Annotated in this window: 19 protein-coding genes; 5 read left to right on the forward strand and 14 right to left on the reverse strand. The window is 58.5% G+C overall.

Annotation, left to right across the window (positions count from 1 at the left end; translation table 11 throughout):
* Positions 1 to 36: 36 nt before the first annotated feature.
* From AC4GMC_RS01385 to AC4GMC_RS01405, 5 genes are read left to right on the forward strand one after another with little or no spacing between them, the layout of a single operon-like run.
* Complete coding sequence (locus tag AC4GMC_RS01385) at positions 37 to 219, forward strand: hypothetical protein (RefSeq protein ID WP_487876297.1); 183 nt, start codon at positions 37 to 39, stop codon at positions 217 to 219.
* A 10-nt stretch (positions 220 to 229) separates the two neighbouring features.
* Positions 230 to 448 carry a hypothetical protein gene (locus AC4GMC_RS01390; RefSeq protein ID WP_487876298.1) on the forward strand — a complete coding sequence of 73 codons (219 nt, stop codon included), beginning with the start codon at positions 230 to 232 and terminating at the stop codon, positions 446 to 448.
* An 11-nt stretch (positions 449 to 459) separates the two neighbouring features.
* Positions 460 to 741, forward strand: coding sequence for a hypothetical protein (locus AC4GMC_RS01395; protein ID WP_487876299.1), 282 nt, complete (start codon positions 460 to 462; stop codon positions 739 to 741).
* Positions 738 to 1,136, forward strand: coding sequence for a hypothetical protein (locus tag AC4GMC_RS01400; protein WP_487876300.1), 399 nt, complete (start codon positions 738 to 740; stop codon positions 1,134 to 1,136). Before AC4GMC_RS01395 ends, AC4GMC_RS01400 begins: the two co-directional genes overlap by 4 nt.
* A gap of 35 nt (positions 1,137 to 1,171) precedes the next feature.
* Positions 1,172 to 1,741: a DUF3489 domain-containing protein gene (locus AC4GMC_RS01405; RefSeq protein ID WP_487876301.1), complete on the forward strand. Its 570-nt coding sequence runs from the start codon at positions 1,172 to 1,174 to the stop codon at positions 1,739 to 1,741.
* A gap of 9 nt (positions 1,742 to 1,750) precedes the next feature.
* Here AC4GMC_RS01405 and AC4GMC_RS01410 read toward each other — a convergent pair whose 3' ends face one another.
* The 14 genes from AC4GMC_RS01410 to AC4GMC_RS01475 form a co-directional block, all read right to left on the reverse strand.
* The gene (locus tag AC4GMC_RS01410) at positions 1,751 to 1,957 is read right to left on the reverse strand and encodes a DUF7220 family protein (RefSeq protein ID WP_487876302.1); all 207 of its coding nucleotides are present in this window, start codon (positions 1,955 to 1,957) and stop codon (positions 1,751 to 1,753) included.
* Positions 1,957 to 3,219, reverse strand: coding sequence for a site-specific DNA-methyltransferase (locus tag AC4GMC_RS01415; RefSeq protein ID WP_487876303.1), 1,263 nt, complete (start codon positions 3,217 to 3,219; stop codon positions 1,957 to 1,959). Before AC4GMC_RS01415 ends, AC4GMC_RS01410 begins: the two co-directional genes overlap by 1 nt.
* 500 nt (positions 3,220 to 3,719) lie before the next feature.
* A complete protein-coding gene (locus tag AC4GMC_RS01420) occupies positions 3,720 to 6,857 on the reverse strand; it encodes a type I restriction endonuclease subunit R (RefSeq protein WP_487876304.1) in 3,138 nt (1,045 codons plus the stop codon).
* The gene (locus tag AC4GMC_RS01425; RefSeq protein WP_487876305.1) at positions 6,850 to 7,605 is read right to left on the reverse strand and encodes an abortive infection family protein; all 756 of its coding nucleotides are present in this window, start codon (positions 7,603 to 7,605) and stop codon (positions 6,850 to 6,852) included. Before AC4GMC_RS01425 ends, AC4GMC_RS01420 begins: the two co-directional genes overlap by 8 nt.
* A gap of 40 nt (positions 7,606 to 7,645) precedes the next feature.
* The gene (locus tag AC4GMC_RS01430) at positions 7,646 to 8,716 is read right to left on the reverse strand and encodes a DUF3644 domain-containing protein (RefSeq protein ID WP_487876306.1); all 1,071 of its coding nucleotides are present in this window, start codon (positions 8,714 to 8,716) and stop codon (positions 7,646 to 7,648) included.
* Positions 8,713 to 9,966, reverse strand: a complete 1,254-nt coding sequence (locus AC4GMC_RS01435) for a restriction endonuclease subunit S (RefSeq protein WP_487876307.1) — start codon at positions 9,964 to 9,966, stop codon at positions 8,713 to 8,715. The genes AC4GMC_RS01430 and AC4GMC_RS01435 overlap by 4 nt, the downstream gene beginning before the upstream one ends.
* Complete coding sequence (locus AC4GMC_RS01440; RefSeq protein ID WP_487876308.1) at positions 9,959 to 11,500, reverse strand: class I SAM-dependent DNA methyltransferase; 1,542 nt, start codon at positions 11,498 to 11,500, stop codon at positions 9,959 to 9,961. Before AC4GMC_RS01440 ends, AC4GMC_RS01435 begins: the two co-directional genes overlap by 8 nt.
* Positions 11,501 to 11,561: 61 nt before the next feature.
* Positions 11,562 to 11,984, reverse strand: a complete 423-nt coding sequence (locus tag AC4GMC_RS01445; protein WP_487876309.1) for a PIN domain-containing protein — start codon at positions 11,982 to 11,984, stop codon at positions 11,562 to 11,564.
* A 3-nt stretch (positions 11,985 to 11,987) separates the two neighbouring features.
* Positions 11,988 to 12,236, reverse strand: a complete 249-nt coding sequence (locus tag AC4GMC_RS01450; RefSeq protein ID WP_487876310.1) for a FitA-like ribbon-helix-helix domain-containing protein — start codon at positions 12,234 to 12,236, stop codon at positions 11,988 to 11,990.
* Between the two features lie 101 nt (positions 12,237 to 12,337).
* Complete coding sequence (locus AC4GMC_RS01455; RefSeq protein ID WP_487876311.1) at positions 12,338 to 12,958, reverse strand: hypothetical protein; 621 nt, start codon at positions 12,956 to 12,958, stop codon at positions 12,338 to 12,340.
* Between the two features lie 62 nt (positions 12,959 to 13,020).
* Entirely contained in the window at positions 13,021 to 14,031 is a 1,011-nt protein-coding gene (locus AC4GMC_RS01460; RefSeq protein WP_487876312.1) for a helix-turn-helix domain-containing protein, read from the reverse strand.
* Positions 14,028 to 14,423: a VRR-NUC domain-containing protein gene (locus AC4GMC_RS01465; RefSeq protein WP_487876313.1), complete on the reverse strand. Its 396-nt coding sequence runs from the start codon at positions 14,421 to 14,423 to the stop codon at positions 14,028 to 14,030. Before AC4GMC_RS01465 ends, AC4GMC_RS01460 begins: the two co-directional genes overlap by 4 nt.
* The gene (locus tag AC4GMC_RS01470; RefSeq protein ID WP_487876314.1) at positions 14,420 to 14,683 is read right to left on the reverse strand and encodes a hypothetical protein; all 264 of its coding nucleotides are present in this window, start codon (positions 14,681 to 14,683) and stop codon (positions 14,420 to 14,422) included. Before AC4GMC_RS01470 ends, AC4GMC_RS01465 begins: the two co-directional genes overlap by 4 nt.
* The gene (locus AC4GMC_RS01475; protein WP_487876315.1) at positions 14,680 to 14,928 is read right to left on the reverse strand and encodes a MerR family transcriptional regulator; all 249 of its coding nucleotides are present in this window, start codon (positions 14,926 to 14,928) and stop codon (positions 14,680 to 14,682) included. The genes AC4GMC_RS01470 and AC4GMC_RS01475 overlap by 4 nt, the downstream gene beginning before the upstream one ends.
* Between the last annotated feature and the right edge of the window lie 112 nt (positions 14,929 to 15,040).

The following is a 15,040-nucleotide window of genomic DNA, read 5'->3' on the forward strand; positions in this document are numbered from 1 at the left end:
TCACATCAAGCAAATTTCCTGATTGGAGAAACACAAATGACCCTAGCCACCCGCTACAACGCCGAAGCTAAACGCCTGATGCTGCACATGGCAGACGATCTCGCGGTTGACCCCGCGATCGACAACGCCGGCCACATTGACGAGATCGTGTTCCGCCGCGGTGAATACCTGGGCGGCATGGCGGCGGTCCTCCTCGCGCTGATTGCTCAGCAGAAGTGAGGACCTTGCCATGAAAGCGATCAGCACCCTCCGCATCGACCACGATACCTTACCCAATCATTTTGACCGCTCGCGGCCCGACGCGGTTGCAGAGGCCATCGAGGCTGCTCTGCGCGACGGCGGCATCATTGCCGAGGCCTCCGATGTGATCTCCCACATCAAGATCGAACTACCCACGACCCAGCTTGCCGCTGCCAGCACCCTGCTGGCCTGCCTGCAACTCATTTGAGGGAGGGCAAGATGAGCACCTGCGCACAGATCGCCATCCAGACCGGACCCGAAGAATGGGCCCACGTTTACATTCATTACGACGGGTACCCGGCGCACATGCTTCCCGCGCTAGCCACGTGGATGCCCGAGGACATCCTGGCCGCCCGAGAAATCCGGCAAGTTAGTACCGAGGCGCTGGACTGTTTCGATCCGCCGCGGGCGCCAGTGGTCTTGCCACGACCAACCCGCGCCTTTGGCTACCTGTATGTCTGGCACGATGGAGCTTGGGCGGAAGCGGAGGCAGAGCAATGAGCGAGTTGGTTCTTCCCAGCCAAAACGAGACCTACGGGTTCTACGGACAGATGACTGCCTGCGCCTTACGGGATCGTCCGACAGATCAAATCTGGACGGTGGCCTGCGCCTTTATCGGTTTGGCGACAGGCGCTGGTACCGAGGATGAGATGCGCGGCATCAGGGATTTCTTGGACAGCTCAATGGGTCGGCATTTTGCCGATGATTTGATTGACGCGTTGCAAGGCCGCACCACGAACAATGAAGCCGCGATCATTAAGACGATCCAGAAATGGCAGGCCTGGACGATCAGTGCGCAGACCCAGCGGAAAGACGGCATCCCTGCGGGACTGCCATACCTCACCGGTTGGGTGCAGCATTTTGCAATTTTTGCCGCGATGGACACCGCCGAATAACGGCACAGAGCAACACTAAAAATATGGAGGCATCGATGCCGAAGATTACCGACACGCAAACCATTATCCTCACGCGCGCCGCATCCCGCCCTGGCAACTTGGCGATGCCGCTGCCCGACGGGCTTGCTGGCGCTGCGGCCAAGATGACCGTTTCCAAGATGATCGAGCGCGGCTGGCTTGAAGAGGTTGATGCCAACCTGCGCCGCAATGAGCCACTCTGGCGTGAGACCGGTGATGGCCATGGCACGACCTTGATTGCAACTGAGGCTGGACTTGATGCCATCGGCATTGATCCGGTTGTCGCGAGCACGGTCAGCAATATCCGCAAGGCTCGGCCAGCGGCCAAATCTACGGAAGTGGCCGCAGACGCAAGTGAAGGCCCTAAGCTGGTCTCTATCCGGCAAGGCACCAAGCAAGCGCTCTTGATTGAGATGCTGCAGCGACCGGAAGGTGCCTCCATCGCCGAGATCGTTAAGGCGACATCTTGGCAAGCGCATACGGCGAGAGGTGCAATCTCTGGTGCGCTCAAGAAGAAGCTTGGCCTGCCAATCACGTCTGAGAAACACCACGAGCGCGGCACTGTTTACAAATTGGACGCGGCCTGAGTCCGCCCATCATCGCCAGCGCTCGAACAGCCGGCGCAGCGCATAGCTGCGCAGCAAGGAGATCATCACAAACAGCGCACCGATCGCTAGGTTGTCGCTGAGACTGACCTGCAGCCCAAACCATGGGAACACTATGATCTGAGTGATGACGGCCAGCGCATAACCGACCACGACATTGGTGATCGCCTCGATCAGCGATTGGCACCGCGACTGCATCACGCCGCCAGCCGCTTGGACTTGAGGCCCGAGAAGGTTTCGCCACTGTCTGTCAGAACTGCCTCCTCGCCGGTGAAGGCTTGCCAGCGCTCGATAGCGACATCGACGTAAACCGGGTTCAGCTCTACCCCGTAGCAAATGCGGCCGGTGGTCTCAGCCGCGATGAGCGTGGTCCCGGATCCCATGAACGGCTCATAGACGGCCAGACCTGGGCTGGAGTTGTTCAGGATCGGGCGGCGCATGCATTCGACCGGCTTTTGTGTGCCGTGCACGGTCTCGGCATCCTGGTCCTTGTTAGCAATCTGCCAGAGCGTGGTCTGCTTGCGATCGCCTGCCCAGTGGCCCTTGCCCTTGGCCCGCACCGCATACCAGCAGGGCTCATGCTGCCAGTGGTAATCGCCGCGGCTGAGCACCAGCCTGTCTTTGGCCCAGATGATTTGGGAGCGGATGGCGAAACCCGCGGCGATCAGACTGTCCGCCACCGTCGCGGCATGCAGGGCGCCATGCCAGATATAGGCCACATCGCCGGGAAAGAGCGACCAGGCCTCGTGCCAGTCAGCGCGGTCGTCGTTCAGCACCTTGCCGGTGCGTTTGGTCTTGGCAGCTCCTGCTTGGTTGCGCCAGGACGGGTCGTATTCCACGCCGTAGGGTGGATCGGTCACCATCAGCTGTGGCTTCACATCGCCCAGCAGCCGTCCAACGACATTCGCGCTGGTACTGTCACCACAGATCAGTCGGTGCGGCCCGAGCTGCCACAAATCACCCGCGACCGATACTGGCTTAGCCGGTGGCTCAGGAATATCATCCTCACCATCGACCACACCATCGCTGCCCAGCGCATCCGGGTCCTGCAGCAGGGCATCCAGATCCTCATCCGAGAAGCCCAGAAGATCGAGGTCGAAGTCTTCCGCCAAGAGCCCTGCGATCTCATCGCGCAGCATGGCCTCGTCCCATTCGCCAAGTTCCGTGAGCTTGTTGTCGGCAATGCGATAGGCGCGCCGCTCCGCTTCATCGAGATGGCCAAGCCTGATGACAGGGGCCTCGGTCAGACCCAGCGCGCCGGCTGCCAGCACGCGCCCATGGCCCGCGATCAACTCGCCGTCGTCCGCGACCAAGCACGGTACCGTCCAGCCGAACTTGGCCATGCTGGCCGCGATCTTCGCAACTTGGGCATCGCCATGGATTTTTGCGTTCTTGGCATAGGGGCGAAGCTTCTCGATCGGCCAGAGCTCAATCTGGCGCGGCGCAAAAACAAGATCCATGGGGTTGGGGGCTCACTGGCAAGGGCGATGCATGCCGAAGCTACACCCCATACCATGGGGTCGTCAGCAATCGCGATGTCGGAAAAACAAAAGCGCCCGCGAAGGATATCCTCCGGGCGCAATTCTTTGATGATTAAGGGGTACGTCAAGGGGGCTAGAAAAGTCAATCCAAAATGTGAATCGGAGTCACATTTTCTGTGGGTGGCTTCCAGCTGGATTCCGTGGATCCAAAACTGGCTCAGGTGGATTCTTGACTAAAATACTAAAATCCACACTGGGAAACGCCGTGAGTCACGCAAGACATTGTTATTGTGATGTATTGTAGTCTCTTCAATCATGGGTGGCTTCAAAGTGGATTCCCCGGTGAAAATCCAAGTCGCTAGAAAACTTGCGCGCTGCGCCCCCCCGTATACGCAGAGGCCCGGGGAGGAACCATGGGAGGGGGGCGAAGTCAGCGTCTGCAGTCTTCTTTCAGATTGACCTCGTGGTCAGCTGAAGAATTAGTTTAGATCGCGCAATAAAGTTTCGGCTTGTTCAAGCACGGTCTGGATGGCGTCTTGAGAGAGGTCTGGTGGGTAACCGTATTTTTTGAGAATGCGCTTGACCAAGATTCGCATCCGAGCACGCGCACTTTCTTTCTTGTGCCAATCGACTGTTGCGTTCTTGCGGACTTGATTGAGCAGTTCGTGAGCGATTAGGCGCAACTCATCGTTGCCCATAGCCTCAATAGCGCTGTTGTTCTGCGCCAAGGCGTCATAAAAGGCCAGCTCTTCGGTTGACAAGCCTTCGGCTTCACCGCGGGCGGCCGATGCTTTCACGTCTTTGGCAAGGTCAATCAGGGTCTGAATCATCTCAACCGTTGAAATGGCGTTGGCATGATAGCGGGCGACTGCTTCTTCTAGGCGTTGACTGAAGGCGCGGCTTTCAACGACATTTCGTTTCGCTTTGCTCTTAATTTCTCCGTTCAGGAGCTTCTTGAGCGCTTCCAGGGCGAGGTTTTTGCGCTCCATAGACTGAATTTCGAGAAGAAATTCATCGGACAGGATGGAAATGTCGGGCGTCTTCATGCCCACCGCATGCAAGATGTCGACGATTTCCGCATCAGCGACCGCCTTGTTGACCAACTGCTCGATCGCAAATTGCTTCGCCCGAGAAGAGAGTTTGCCTTTGACTGTGGTTTTGGTCATCGCAGCGCGGACGGCCTGAAGGAAGCCGACCTCGTCTTTGACGTCCTTTGCCAAGTCGCTGGACGATGCCAAAGCAAAGGCGCGTGACAGTTCTAGAGCTGCGTCCTGAAACCGCGACAGTTCCTTTTTTTTGTCGATGTCGGACGCCTTCTGGCGTGCTGCCTGTGCTTGTTGTCCGACGATCCAATCGACCGCATCACCGAGCGCCTGCAAGCGCGCCTGAGCCGCGCCATGAAGGCCTACGCTATAGTCATGACCATTGAACATGTGCCGGACGACGTCGAGCTTCTCAGCCAGCAGCGCCACTGCTTGTTCCTCGTCGATACCGGTGCGTTCGCGGTCGGCGTCGGAATACTGAGACAAAGCATTTTTCAGGTTCTGGGCAATGCCGATATAGTCGACCACCAGTCCGCCCGGCTTGTCCCGAAAGACTCGGTTGACCCGGGCAATGGCCTGCATCAACCCATGTCCCCGCATGGGCTTGTCGACATACATTGTGTGCATGCACGGGGCGTCGAAGCCGGTCAGCCACATGTCCCGAACGATGACCAGCTTCAGTGGGTCATCCGGGTCGCGCGCCCTTTTCGCAAGGTCATCGCGCCGTTTCTTGTTTCCGATATGCGTTTGCCATTCGAGCGGGTCCGATGCTGAGCCAGTCATGACGATCTTGACCGCGCCAGATGCATCGTCGTCCGAATGCCAGTCGGGGCGAAGCGCGACGATCTCGTTATAGAGCGCGACGCAGATCCGGCGGCTCATGCAAACCGCCATGGCTTTGCCACCAAGGGCGGAAGTCCGCGCTTCCAGGTGCTTTACAAGATCGGCGGCCACTTGCTTCAGCCGCTTTTCTGCACCGACCAGCGCCTCAACGGTGCTCCACTTGGCCTTGGTCTTCTCCTGTTCGGACAACGTATCGTCTTCGAGGATCGCAGCGATCTCATCGTCGATCTTCGGCTTCTCGTCGTCGTCAAGCTCGATACGGGCCAACCGGCTCTCATAGTAAATAGGCACCGTGGCCTTGTCTTCGACGGCCCGGGTGATGTCGTAAATGTCGACATAGTCACCAAAAACCGCTGGGGTGTTGACGTCCGCGGTTTCAATCGGCGTGCCGGTAAAGCCGACAAACGAGGCATTGGGAAGCGCCTGACGCACGTAGTGGGCGTAGCCGTATTTCCGTTCACCGGTCTTTGTGTTCACCTTTGCATCCAGACCGTACTGACTGCGATGCGCCTCATCGGCGATGACGATCACGTTCCGCCGGTCGGTCAAGGTCGGGAAACGCTCCTCGCTCTTCTCTGGGGTGAACTTTTGCATGGTCGTGAAGATCACGCCGCCAGACTGCCGAGCCAGCAATTCGCGCAGCTCCTCGCGGCTTTCCGCGTGCTCGGGCGTCTGCCGGATCAGGTCTTTCGTCATGGCAAAGGTCTGAAAAAGCTGATCGTCCAGATCATTCCGGTCCGTCAGGACAATAAGCGTTGGGTTCTCCAGCGCCGAACTGCGCACCAGCAACCCCGCGAAGAACGCCATGAGCAGCGACTTGCCGGACCCCTGGGTGTGCCAGATCACACCGATACGGCGGTCGCCTTCGGGCTGGGTCGCCTCGATCGCGCTGGCCAATGCCTTTCGGGCGCCGAAAAACTGGTGATAGCCTGCGATGATCTTGAACGGCCCCTCGCCCAGATCGCCGAACACCGTGAAATCGCGCAGCAGTTCCAGAAACCGCCCCTTGTCGAACACGCCCCTCAGCAACGTCGCCATTTCCTGCGGTCCTTCGGGCGTGAAATCACCCACCGCGCCGGTGACCGAGCGCCATGGCATGAACCGCTCTTCATTCGCCGTCAGAGAGCCGATCCGGGCCAGCAATCCGTCCGAACTGATCAACACCGCGTTCGTCCGGAACAGGGATGGAACCTGCAGTTTGTAGGTCTGAAGCTGGGCGAATGCATCCTCGATAGTCGCGGCCTCGCTGGCGGCGTTCTTCAGCTCGATCACCGCGACGGGCAGACCGTTCAGGAACATGACCACATCCGGGCGACGATTGTGCTTGCCCTCGATCACGGTGAACTGGTTTGTCATCAGCCAGTCGTTTGCCTGCGGGTTCTCGAAATCGACCAGCCAGACCTTATCGCCCCTGATCGTTCCGTCATCCGCCTTGAACTCCACGTCCACGCCATTGACCAGCAGAGCGTGGATGCGCCGGTTTTCCTCGGTCAGGCTTTGCGACGCCGCCCCGGTGATCTGCCGGATCGCGTCCCGGCGGGCATCCTCGGGGATGCGGGGATTCAGCCGCGCCACGGCTGCCTCCAGCCGCCCCATCAACAGAACCTCGCCATAGGACGCGCGCTCAGGCGCAGTGCCATCGGGCGAGATCACATCCGCGCTCAGATACAGAATGCCCTGATCCTGCAAAATGGCCAGCGCGGCCTGTTCTACCAAGTCCTCGTTAATCATCGACCGGCTCCTCCTGAGGTTCAGGAAGCGGGAGAGCAGCCGTCCGGCGGAGTGCTTCCTTGTAAGTCTGACGCTCAACACCGAACAACAGCTGGGATACACTGACGTCGATGCTTCTGATATCGAATTCTTCCAGCTCGACACTGACGATCAATCTTCCGTCTTCGATCTGAGCCCCCGCGAAGCCGATGTAGGCATCAATTTTTTCATTGAACGGGCCGAAGCGTTCGTAAGGTTCAAAGGTCCGCACAGGGTCCGTCTGCTGATCCAGATAAGCATCGTGCAGGAAGCCGATTACCGTGTCGGCTGCAATTATCGCCATTCGCCGGTGGTGTTCACTTAGGCGGTTCACAAAGCCCAGCTTGCCGTGGCTGAGTGGCCCGGCCTTTTTACGAAAATTACCAAGCTCGACCGTCAGTGTGTTGTACTGCGAAATCACCTTGTTCAGAGGGTCTGTGCGATCATCGACAAGGTTAAGCAGGCGGATCGCAGCGGTCAGCCAGTTTCCGAGGCTTGGGTTGTCGCTTTTTATTGGGCTGTCAGGACGTTCCCGGATGGGGTTGATTGGATCATCCAGTTCCTCGACAAGAGTTTTGCAGGCGCATTCGAGGATGCTTTTGGCTGCGTCGATGCAGCCGTCGTTCCCGGCTTTGAACTCGCGCTCCAGCGCCTCATAAGTATGCTGGAGCATCGCGGCATTGGACCAATGACGGCAAAATGCTTCAATGCTGGGATAAAGATCGCTCATCAGTATAAGCGCCTAACTGTAATAAACTGACCTTCAGCCATCACTTCCCCACCGCTCTAGCCTTGCGCTGAGCCCAGACGTCCTCAATTGACATTTCTTGGAGCGCATCCTTCATGGCCTTGACTGCCTTCGGAGAGTATCGAGCGTGCGACACTCCACTGATCTCAAATTCCTTGAAGTAATCAGGGTTATCCCGAAGCCGCAGGTGGTCGACCAATGCCCGCGACTTCGGCGCAGTTAAGCCAACTTTTCCCGCGAGGTCCTTTGCCCCCAAGCTGTAGAAATCCAGTTCGTTGACGCGTTTCAGAGCGACCGCCGCACCAGAACCTTCGCCCTCCTTCAGCAAAGTAACAGGTAACCCTTCCCTCTTGGTCAAGCGCAGGCAAAGCGTTGGACCTTCGCCCTCTGCGGAAATGTTGATCGCAGCGACACCAGGGAATACGCCTGTCCAGGCTTCTCCTTCACTGAGGCGCTTACAGACTTTCTCCAGTTCACTGTCGCTGGGTTGTTCATAGTCGCCATTTACGGCGCTCTCCAGTACTGCAAGGCTGCGGGCTTTTGCTACCGCATCCATCTTTCGCCGCGTACCAGGGGCAAGAAGCGCCTTAATTTCTTCCACTTCCTGATCAAACAGCGTGGTTAGATCGCGCGGTGCAGTTGTTGATATGGGCAAGACACGTTCTGGCAGCTCAAGGATGAGCTTTTCCTCGAAAATCGTATCGTGAATGTCGCGGAAAAGCGTAACCCCTGCTTGCGCATAGAAGTAGAGCTGGTGCTCGGACATGTCGACGAGGTAATGCTGTGCAGCATCTCTTTGCCCGTTGATCGTCTGAAGTGTAAGTGCCTGTTCTTCGGAAAGTAATTTCAGGTTAGCATCGGTCAGACCTTTGCGTACGCACTCATCGAAGCCGATTGTTTGCTTCTTGCGCGGCTTGCGTATTTTTCCGTTTTTGTGCCTGATTGCGGCTTTTAACAGCATCTCGAACGAGTGATCCATCAAGATCAGAACGGCCTCGGTGCGTCCTCGATCCCAAGGCCTGTTGAAGTGGTCGATGGACAACACGAGTGCATTGATTGCCTTCTCACGAAGCTGTTTCACTTCTTTCTTCAAGCATCACCCTCCGCGCCGGTCAGGCGGAGGTCGCCGGACATGAGTTTGGGGAGGAGGATGTCTCGGGTGGCGGCGAGGGTTTGGTTTTCTTGTTCGTTGGCTTCGATTAGCTGGATCAGTGGCAATAACATGCCTTGAAACTTCTCAAGCACTGCATCCCCAGGAAAAACAAGCGACAGCTTCGCAATATCGCTATTCGACACGAAAGGTTGGGCAGCGCCTTTGCGTATCCTTGTCAGGTCGAGTTCTCGCAGCGCATAGAAGAACCATTCCGGCTTGGTCTTGGCCTTCAGTTCAAAGAAGGAGGCGTTGTTGTTGATCCATGCCCGCCCTCGGTGGGCAACAAAGTTGCCGCAGTATGCTCCGACCCGCCCGACGGAAATGACATAGCCCGACGCGTTCGCTTTGTCGGTATTGCCCATGTGGCCAGCTCCGCCGAAAACTGGAATATCGCCTTCTTCAACAAACTCCGTTTTAGGGAGCTGCTTACCACCTTTCAACTTGGCGAATGAGCTAACCTCGCGCTCTTCCCACCCCTCCGGAAGGCCGTTTTCTCCGAAGCTGTCAGGGAAGAGGGCGGCGAGGGGAGGGGCTTGGGTCAGGTTGGGGAGGAGGCCGCCGATGATGGCGGCGGGGTCGGTGGTGCCTGCGGCCTTGCGGCGGGTGGGGCCGAAATCCACGAACCAATCCCGAAACACCGCCCGCGCCATCGCCTCCAACGTCTCATTCATTCGCCGGTTCAGCTCGATCTTGTCGTCGAGAACGCTCAGCAAATTGATTGTGCTTTCGCGTGCGAATTGATCAATTGGAAACTTGATTGGGAACTTTCTTAATTCTCCCAGGGGGATGTATTTCTGCGTCGTTCCACGACACCTAGCGAAAAGTTCTGCCTGGGATTGAGGGGACTGCAAATAATAATACAACCATCTCCCGGACTCCTCATCCTTGGATTTGAACAAGCCCATATTCTTGATCGCATAATCCGGTTCACCTTTTTCAAGGTATACCTCGCCCACAGTGCCAATCATTGAGATTAGAACATCCCATTGATCAACCTTGCTTCGCTTGTTGATCTCGTCAAAGTCTTGTTGCGAGATCAAGTAGGCATTTTCGACCTCAAGGCGATGGCCATTCAAGTGCCTTGAAGTAATAAGTCTTTTACCTATCGTACTCTGTTTGGGGCTATCGTGTGTTCCATCCCTTACCGAGGAACAAAACTCTGCTGCGGTAAGCTCTATCCACTCAGTCATCGTTCGGGACCTGCGCTAACGCTGCTCGAACAGCCTGCTGAAGTGCTATTGACTGTGTAAACTCTGTTTCAAGCCGCCTCGCCAATGATAAAAATTTCTCCTCAAACGGCACGCCGTCGTCTTCCTCATCCGCGGCACCAACATAGCGTCCCGGTGTCAGGACGTAGTCATGCTTGCGGATCGCGTCGAGATCGGCGCTGGCGCAGAAGCCCGGTTCGTCTTTGTAGGGCTGATCGGGTGCCTTGGCCCGCCAGCGGTGGTAGGTGTCGGCGATCTTGTCGATCTCGGTGTCGTCGAAGTCACGGCGCACGCGGTCGACCATGTGACCCATCTGGCGAGCGTCGATGAACAGCACCTCGCCCCGCCGGTCGCGGTGGCTGTTGGTGGATTTATCATTGGCCAGGATCCACAGGCAGGCGGGAATTTGCGTGGAATAGAAGAGCTGCCCCGGCAGGGCGACCATGCAATCGACCTTGTCAGCCTCGATCATCGCGCGGCGAATGTCGCCCTCGCCCGATTGCTGCGAGGACATGGAGCCATTGGCGAGCACGACGCCCGCCGTCCCGCGCGGGGCCAGATGGTGCAAGATATGTTGCAGCCATGCGTAGTTGGCGTTGCCCCTGGGAGGCGTGCCGTGTTTCCAGCGCCCGTCATCCGTCAGCCGCTCACCCCCCCAGTCCGAGATGTTGAAGGGCGGATTGGCGAGGATGTAATCGGCGCGCAGATCGGGCAGTTCATCGCGGATAAAGGAGCCCTCATTGTTCCACTTGATCTCGGCGTCGATGCCCTGAACGGCCAGGTTCATCATCGCCAGCCGCCATGTGGTGTGGTTGATCTCCTGCCCGTAGACCGAGATGTCATTGCGGCGGCCGCCGTGATCTTCGATGAAGTTTTCAGACTGGATGAACATGCCGCCCGAGCCGCAACAGGGGTCGTACACGCGGCCTTGCTTGGGTTCGAGCATGGCAACCAAGGTTTTTACGACCGAACGGGGTGTGAAGAATTCGCCGCCCCGCTTGCCTTCGGACGAGGCGAAGCCCGAGAGGAAGTATTCATATACGCGCCCCAGCAGGTCACGCGCCTCGGTCGCGTTGCCGCGCATGTCGATCTTGGAGAAGAGGTCGATCAGGTCGCCCAGCATCTCCTTATTGAGCGTGGGTCGAGCGTAGTTCTTAGGTAAAACGCCCTTGAGCTTCTCGTTGGCCGGTACGCGCTCGATGGATTCCATCGCGTCGTCGATGATCTTGCCGATGTTCGGATCACGCGCCTTGTTGCGCAGATGCGACCAGCGCGCCTCTTGTGGGACCCAGAAGATGTTTTCAGCGAGGTATTCCTCCGGGTCTTCGGGATCGGCGTAGTCGTCTCCGGCCAGCTTGGAGTGGTAGCTTTCGAATGCCTCGGAAATGTATTTCAGAAACACCAGGCCAAGGACGACATGCTTATATTCGGACGGCTCTAGGTTGCCGCGCAGCCGGTCGGCAGCTTTGAATAGTTCGGTTTCAAAACTAAGTTCCTTGGCGTTATGATCATTCATACTGGTCTCTTTTGTGAAAAATTCCGGTCCGTCTCGTTTGAGATTTTTACTTTGACAGCTTTCATGGATCTGTCCAGGGATTGATCAGGTCGACATCGCAGTCCTCGAAATCAGGCGTGTTGCGCGTGGCGACCGCGGCGCCGCAGGCATGTGCAATGGAGGCGATCTGGCAATCAGCCTGGGCAATCGGCCGCCCGACGGCGCGTCTTACGGCGGCGATGGTGGCATAGGACTGCGCGGCGTCACTGTCGAAGGGCAGAATGCGACCGGCGAGGTCCTCGCGCAGGATACGGTCCACGGCGTCAACCAGCGCGGCGCGGCGCTTGCCGTTCCCCATGATTGCGAGACCGTAGCGCAGCTCCGCCTCCGAGATGGAGGTCAGGTAGACGTTGAGCCCGTCCTGAGTGGACAGCCAGTGTTCGACCTTGGGCTCCGGGGCCGGACGCAAAAGCTCCGAGATGACATTCGTGTCGAGGATGATCATGCGTCAGGCTTGGTCGAACGCGGGAGGTTCACGCATGGCTTCACGCGGCGGAAGGTCAAGATCAATGCCACCCAGAGGCGCAACCCGCGCACGGATGGCCGCGGCAAGGTCGTGAGTGGGCTTTGCTTGCCCGACAACCTGGCGCAGGATTTCGCGGGCCTCTTCCTCCATCGACCGACCATGCTCCGCCGCGCGAACGCGCAAGCGGCGCTTTACTTCGTCATCAAGGCTACGAATCGTGATGCTTGCCATGGTCTCCTCCCTGCTGTTTGCTAAAAGTAAGTTGTGATTGCATTGCAATCAAGGGTGAATGGATCAAGTTTGTACTACTTCTAGGGTACCGAAGCGTGGATCTATCTTGGCGTTTGGGATTTTAACCAAGGCTTTAGCTTCGGTAGCGTAGCCGTAACCCCTACCTCTCGCAGGATCCCGCTTGTCCTTAGGCCGTCTCTGACCCAGCCCAATGCTTCGCACCAATCGTGATAGTTGCGCCTCGCGGCTTCAATCTGGCTAGCATCCGGTCTGAACATCACCGGGCACGCCCGAACCTCGACGCTGCGCCATTTCCCTTTCACTCGAATGCGCTCGGTGCCGACTACCACGGTGGTTGCGTGATCGCCATGCCGGTTGCGCTTCATCTCGACCGGCACGCAGCGCGGTACAGCCCCTGGCATCCAATCGGGCGTAAGCCCAGCGCGAGCGAGTTCAGCCACACGGATCGCCATGCGCTTGCCGCCGAGGTTGTCGGGCATCCCAGCTACGGTGGCGGCGATCACTTCGGCGTCTTCGTGGGTATAGAAGCCCATCTTGTACTGACCGCCGTCAATTTTGCAGCCCAGCGCCGCCCGCTGCATGAGCACGTATTCGAGACCAAAGCCAAATCCCTGGCCACGCTCTTGGTCGGGCGGCTCGGGTAGCTCCAGCTGGGCATGCTCAACGCGAAACGCCCATTCCACCGCCTGCTGCACAGACATAACGCGCTTCGGCCGCCCGTGACCGGCTTGTCGTGACGAGGGGTGCAAATTGCGATCGTGTTTCATCGGATACCTCGTTCGCGTAGACGCTCGGCGGTCACGAGGCCCCGGGCCAGCATGGCATCGCGCATGGAGTTGGAGATCGCGCTGACGGGCAGGTAGCGATCGGAGTTGACCATCTCGGCGTAGAAGACAGGCAAGTCGGTGATCGGTCGGTTCTCGGATTTCGATGGCTTGCGAGATTTGCGCCGCCCCCGGGATTTTTCATCCGCTTGGCGCTGGGCGACGCGCTGCATGATGCGATCCAGGCCCTTGGGGCCATCTGGCGGCTCGGGGTGGTCTTGGCGGGACGCTTCCGCAGCCTCGAGGATATCCGTTTCGGTCAGCCCGAGGTCCGTTTGCCAGCGCCGAACATGCTCTCGGGGTGGCCAACCCTGCCACCAACCGGGTAGAGGCCCGTCAGGGTCAAAGCCCAGCGCTGCCAACAGCGATCCGAAAAATTCCTCATCGACGATTTCGCGCACTCGCGCGTCCTCCTCCTCCTTTACTGGTTTACTTACTGGTTCTCTTACAAGGTTACTGTCCGGATTTCGGACACGGGAATCGGCATTTTCCGGACACGGGTCGGGGTCAAAATCGGACACGGCTCCGTGTGTGGATTTCGGACACAGGTGCGGGTTATCCACAGAGTTATCCTCAGAAATGGCCGTTATTTCCGGATCCTTTGCTTCGCCTGTGTGGGTAGCTTGGGAGCCGTGTCCGGTTTCCGGACCCGGGTCCGCGCGATCTTGGGTAAAGCCCGGCTCGAAGGCCAAGATGTAGCGGGTTGGCATCTGTCGCTTGGTGCCTGGGTTCAGCCGCTGCACACGGCGGATCAGTCCGGCGCTCTCGAGGAGCGTGAGGTGGTCATTGAGTGTCGATCGGCTGATCTCGCAGTCATGGGCGAGCTGTTCCTGGGACGGGAAGCAGCCGAAGTCGGGATTGAACCGGTCACAGAGGTGCCAAAGCACAATCTTTGTAGTGGGCTTCAGCCCACGCTGCTGTATCGCCCAATTGGTGGCGGCGTGGCTCATGGTGCGACCCTCCCTGTTGGAGAAGCCACACGCGTCGTGAAGCCATGATCCGCCAGAGCGCCCAGCGCGTCATCTAGCGATCTTACTAGCGCCCAGCCAAAGCCCTGGGCCAACACCGCGTCGCGGAATGCCTCCTGTGCTGGGCTGAGCCGCCCTTTGAGGGATTTCAGTTCGAGGAAGAGCACGCGCCCAGCGCATAGAACCACTAAATCGGCAAAACCGGGATGGACGCCCATGCCAACCAGTATGGCCTGCCGCTTGGCTCCACGCGGGCCTGCCTCGGTCACCTCATTGGCACAGTGATGGATGATGGCGCCTTTGGGGAGGGCAAAGCGCAGCGCGGTCACGACTGCGCGCTGCAGATCAGCTTCTGGAGTTCCGCGTCGCTTCATGAGCGGCCCTCCCGATCTGGCGCGGGCAGCCGCCCAGGCGTTTTGGCATCGAGGACGACAAGCAGGATGCGCGCATCCTCGCGCTCCTCAGGGGTTTCACCATGCTGGACCAACACACTGCAGGCGAGGCGAACGAGATAGTCGGAATGGTGAACCATATCGGCGACGACCATGCGTGCCTCACGCCGGCGCTCTTCGATCCACTCCTGGCGGACGCGGTTCCGGGCGCTGGGCATACGGAAGGGAAGGGGGATGCTCATCGGCGTGACCCCGCGCGGCGTGGTGCGGGGGCTTCCTGCAGCATCAGCCATTCCTGCACGGCATCTCGGCGATAGTAGACCTTCCGACCAGCGCGCACACAGGGCGGGCCGAAACGGATCTTCTCCCAGCGGTGCAGGGTTTCAACGGTAACCCCAAGCTCAAGAGCGAGGTCGAGGCGGCTGATCCAACCGCTCATCAGGCGTTGGGGGCTACTGGATCGGGGGGCAGTTCCAATGTCTGGCATCTGGGTTCTCCTGAGTTTGGCCCGTCACGGACAGAGTTCAGGTGTTCAGAAGCGCAGAGCGGAAAGGGTGGCGGGAAGGCGGAGACCGGCGGTGATGCGCCAAATGGCTGCC

It is taken from the genome of Thalassobacter sp. (assembly GCF_982993085.1).

Coding starts and splice junctions, on each gene's coding strand:
- AC4GMC_RS01385 (WP_487876297.1), top strand. CDS start 37: ATGACCCTAGCCACCCGCTACAACGCCGAAGCTAAACGCCTGATGCTG.
- AC4GMC_RS01390 (WP_487876298.1), top strand. CDS start 230: ATGAAAGCGATCAGCACCCTCCGCATCGACCACGATACCTTACCCAAT.
- AC4GMC_RS01395 (WP_487876299.1), top strand. CDS start 460: ATGAGCACCTGCGCACAGATCGCCATCCAGACCGGACCCGAAGAATGG.
- AC4GMC_RS01400 (WP_487876300.1), top strand. CDS start 738: ATGAGCGAGTTGGTTCTTCCCAGCCAAAACGAGACCTACGGGTTCTAC.
- AC4GMC_RS01405 (WP_487876301.1), top strand. CDS start 1,172: ATGCCGAAGATTACCGACACGCAAACCATTATCCTCACGCGCGCCGCA.
- AC4GMC_RS01410 (WP_487876302.1), bottom strand. CDS start 1,957: ATGCAGTCGCGGTGCCAATCGCTGATCGAGGCGATCACCAATGTCGTG.
- AC4GMC_RS01415 (WP_487876303.1), bottom strand. CDS start 3,219: ATGGATCTTGTTTTTGCGCCGCGCCAGATTGAGCTCTGGCCGATCGAG.
- AC4GMC_RS01420 (WP_487876304.1), bottom strand. CDS start 6,857: ATGATTAACGAGGACTTGGTAGAACAGGCCGCGCTGGCCATTTTGCAG.
- AC4GMC_RS01425 (WP_487876305.1), bottom strand. CDS start 7,605: ATGAGCGATCTTTATCCCAGCATTGAAGCATTTTGCCGTCATTGGTCC.
- AC4GMC_RS01435 (WP_487876307.1), bottom strand. CDS start 9,966: ATGACTGAGTGGATAGAGCTTACCGCAGCAGAGTTTTGTTCCTCGGTA.
- AC4GMC_RS01440 (WP_487876308.1), bottom strand. CDS start 11,500: ATGAATGATCATAACGCCAAGGAACTTAGTTTTGAAACCGAACTATTC.
- AC4GMC_RS01445 (WP_487876309.1), bottom strand. CDS start 11,984: ATGATCATCCTCGACACGAATGTCATCTCGGAGCTTTTGCGTCCGGCC.
- AC4GMC_RS01450 (WP_487876310.1), bottom strand. CDS start 12,236: ATGGCAAGCATCACGATTCGTAGCCTTGATGACGAAGTAAAGCGCCGC.
- AC4GMC_RS01455 (WP_487876311.1), bottom strand. CDS start 12,958: ATGTCTGTGCAGCAGGCGGTGGAATGGGCGTTTCGCGTTGAGCATGCC.
- AC4GMC_RS01460 (WP_487876312.1), bottom strand. CDS start 14,031: ATGAGCCACGCCGCCACCAATTGGGCGATACAGCAGCGTGGGCTGAAG.
- AC4GMC_RS01465 (WP_487876313.1), bottom strand. CDS start 14,423: ATGAAGCGACGCGGAACTCCAGAAGCTGATCTGCAGCGCGCAGTCGTG.
- AC4GMC_RS01470 (WP_487876314.1), bottom strand. CDS start 14,683: ATGAGCATCCCCCTTCCCTTCCGTATGCCCAGCGCCCGGAACCGCGTC.
- AC4GMC_RS01475 (WP_487876315.1), bottom strand. CDS start 14,928: ATGCCAGACATTGGAACTGCCCCCCGATCCAGTAGCCCCCAACGCCTG.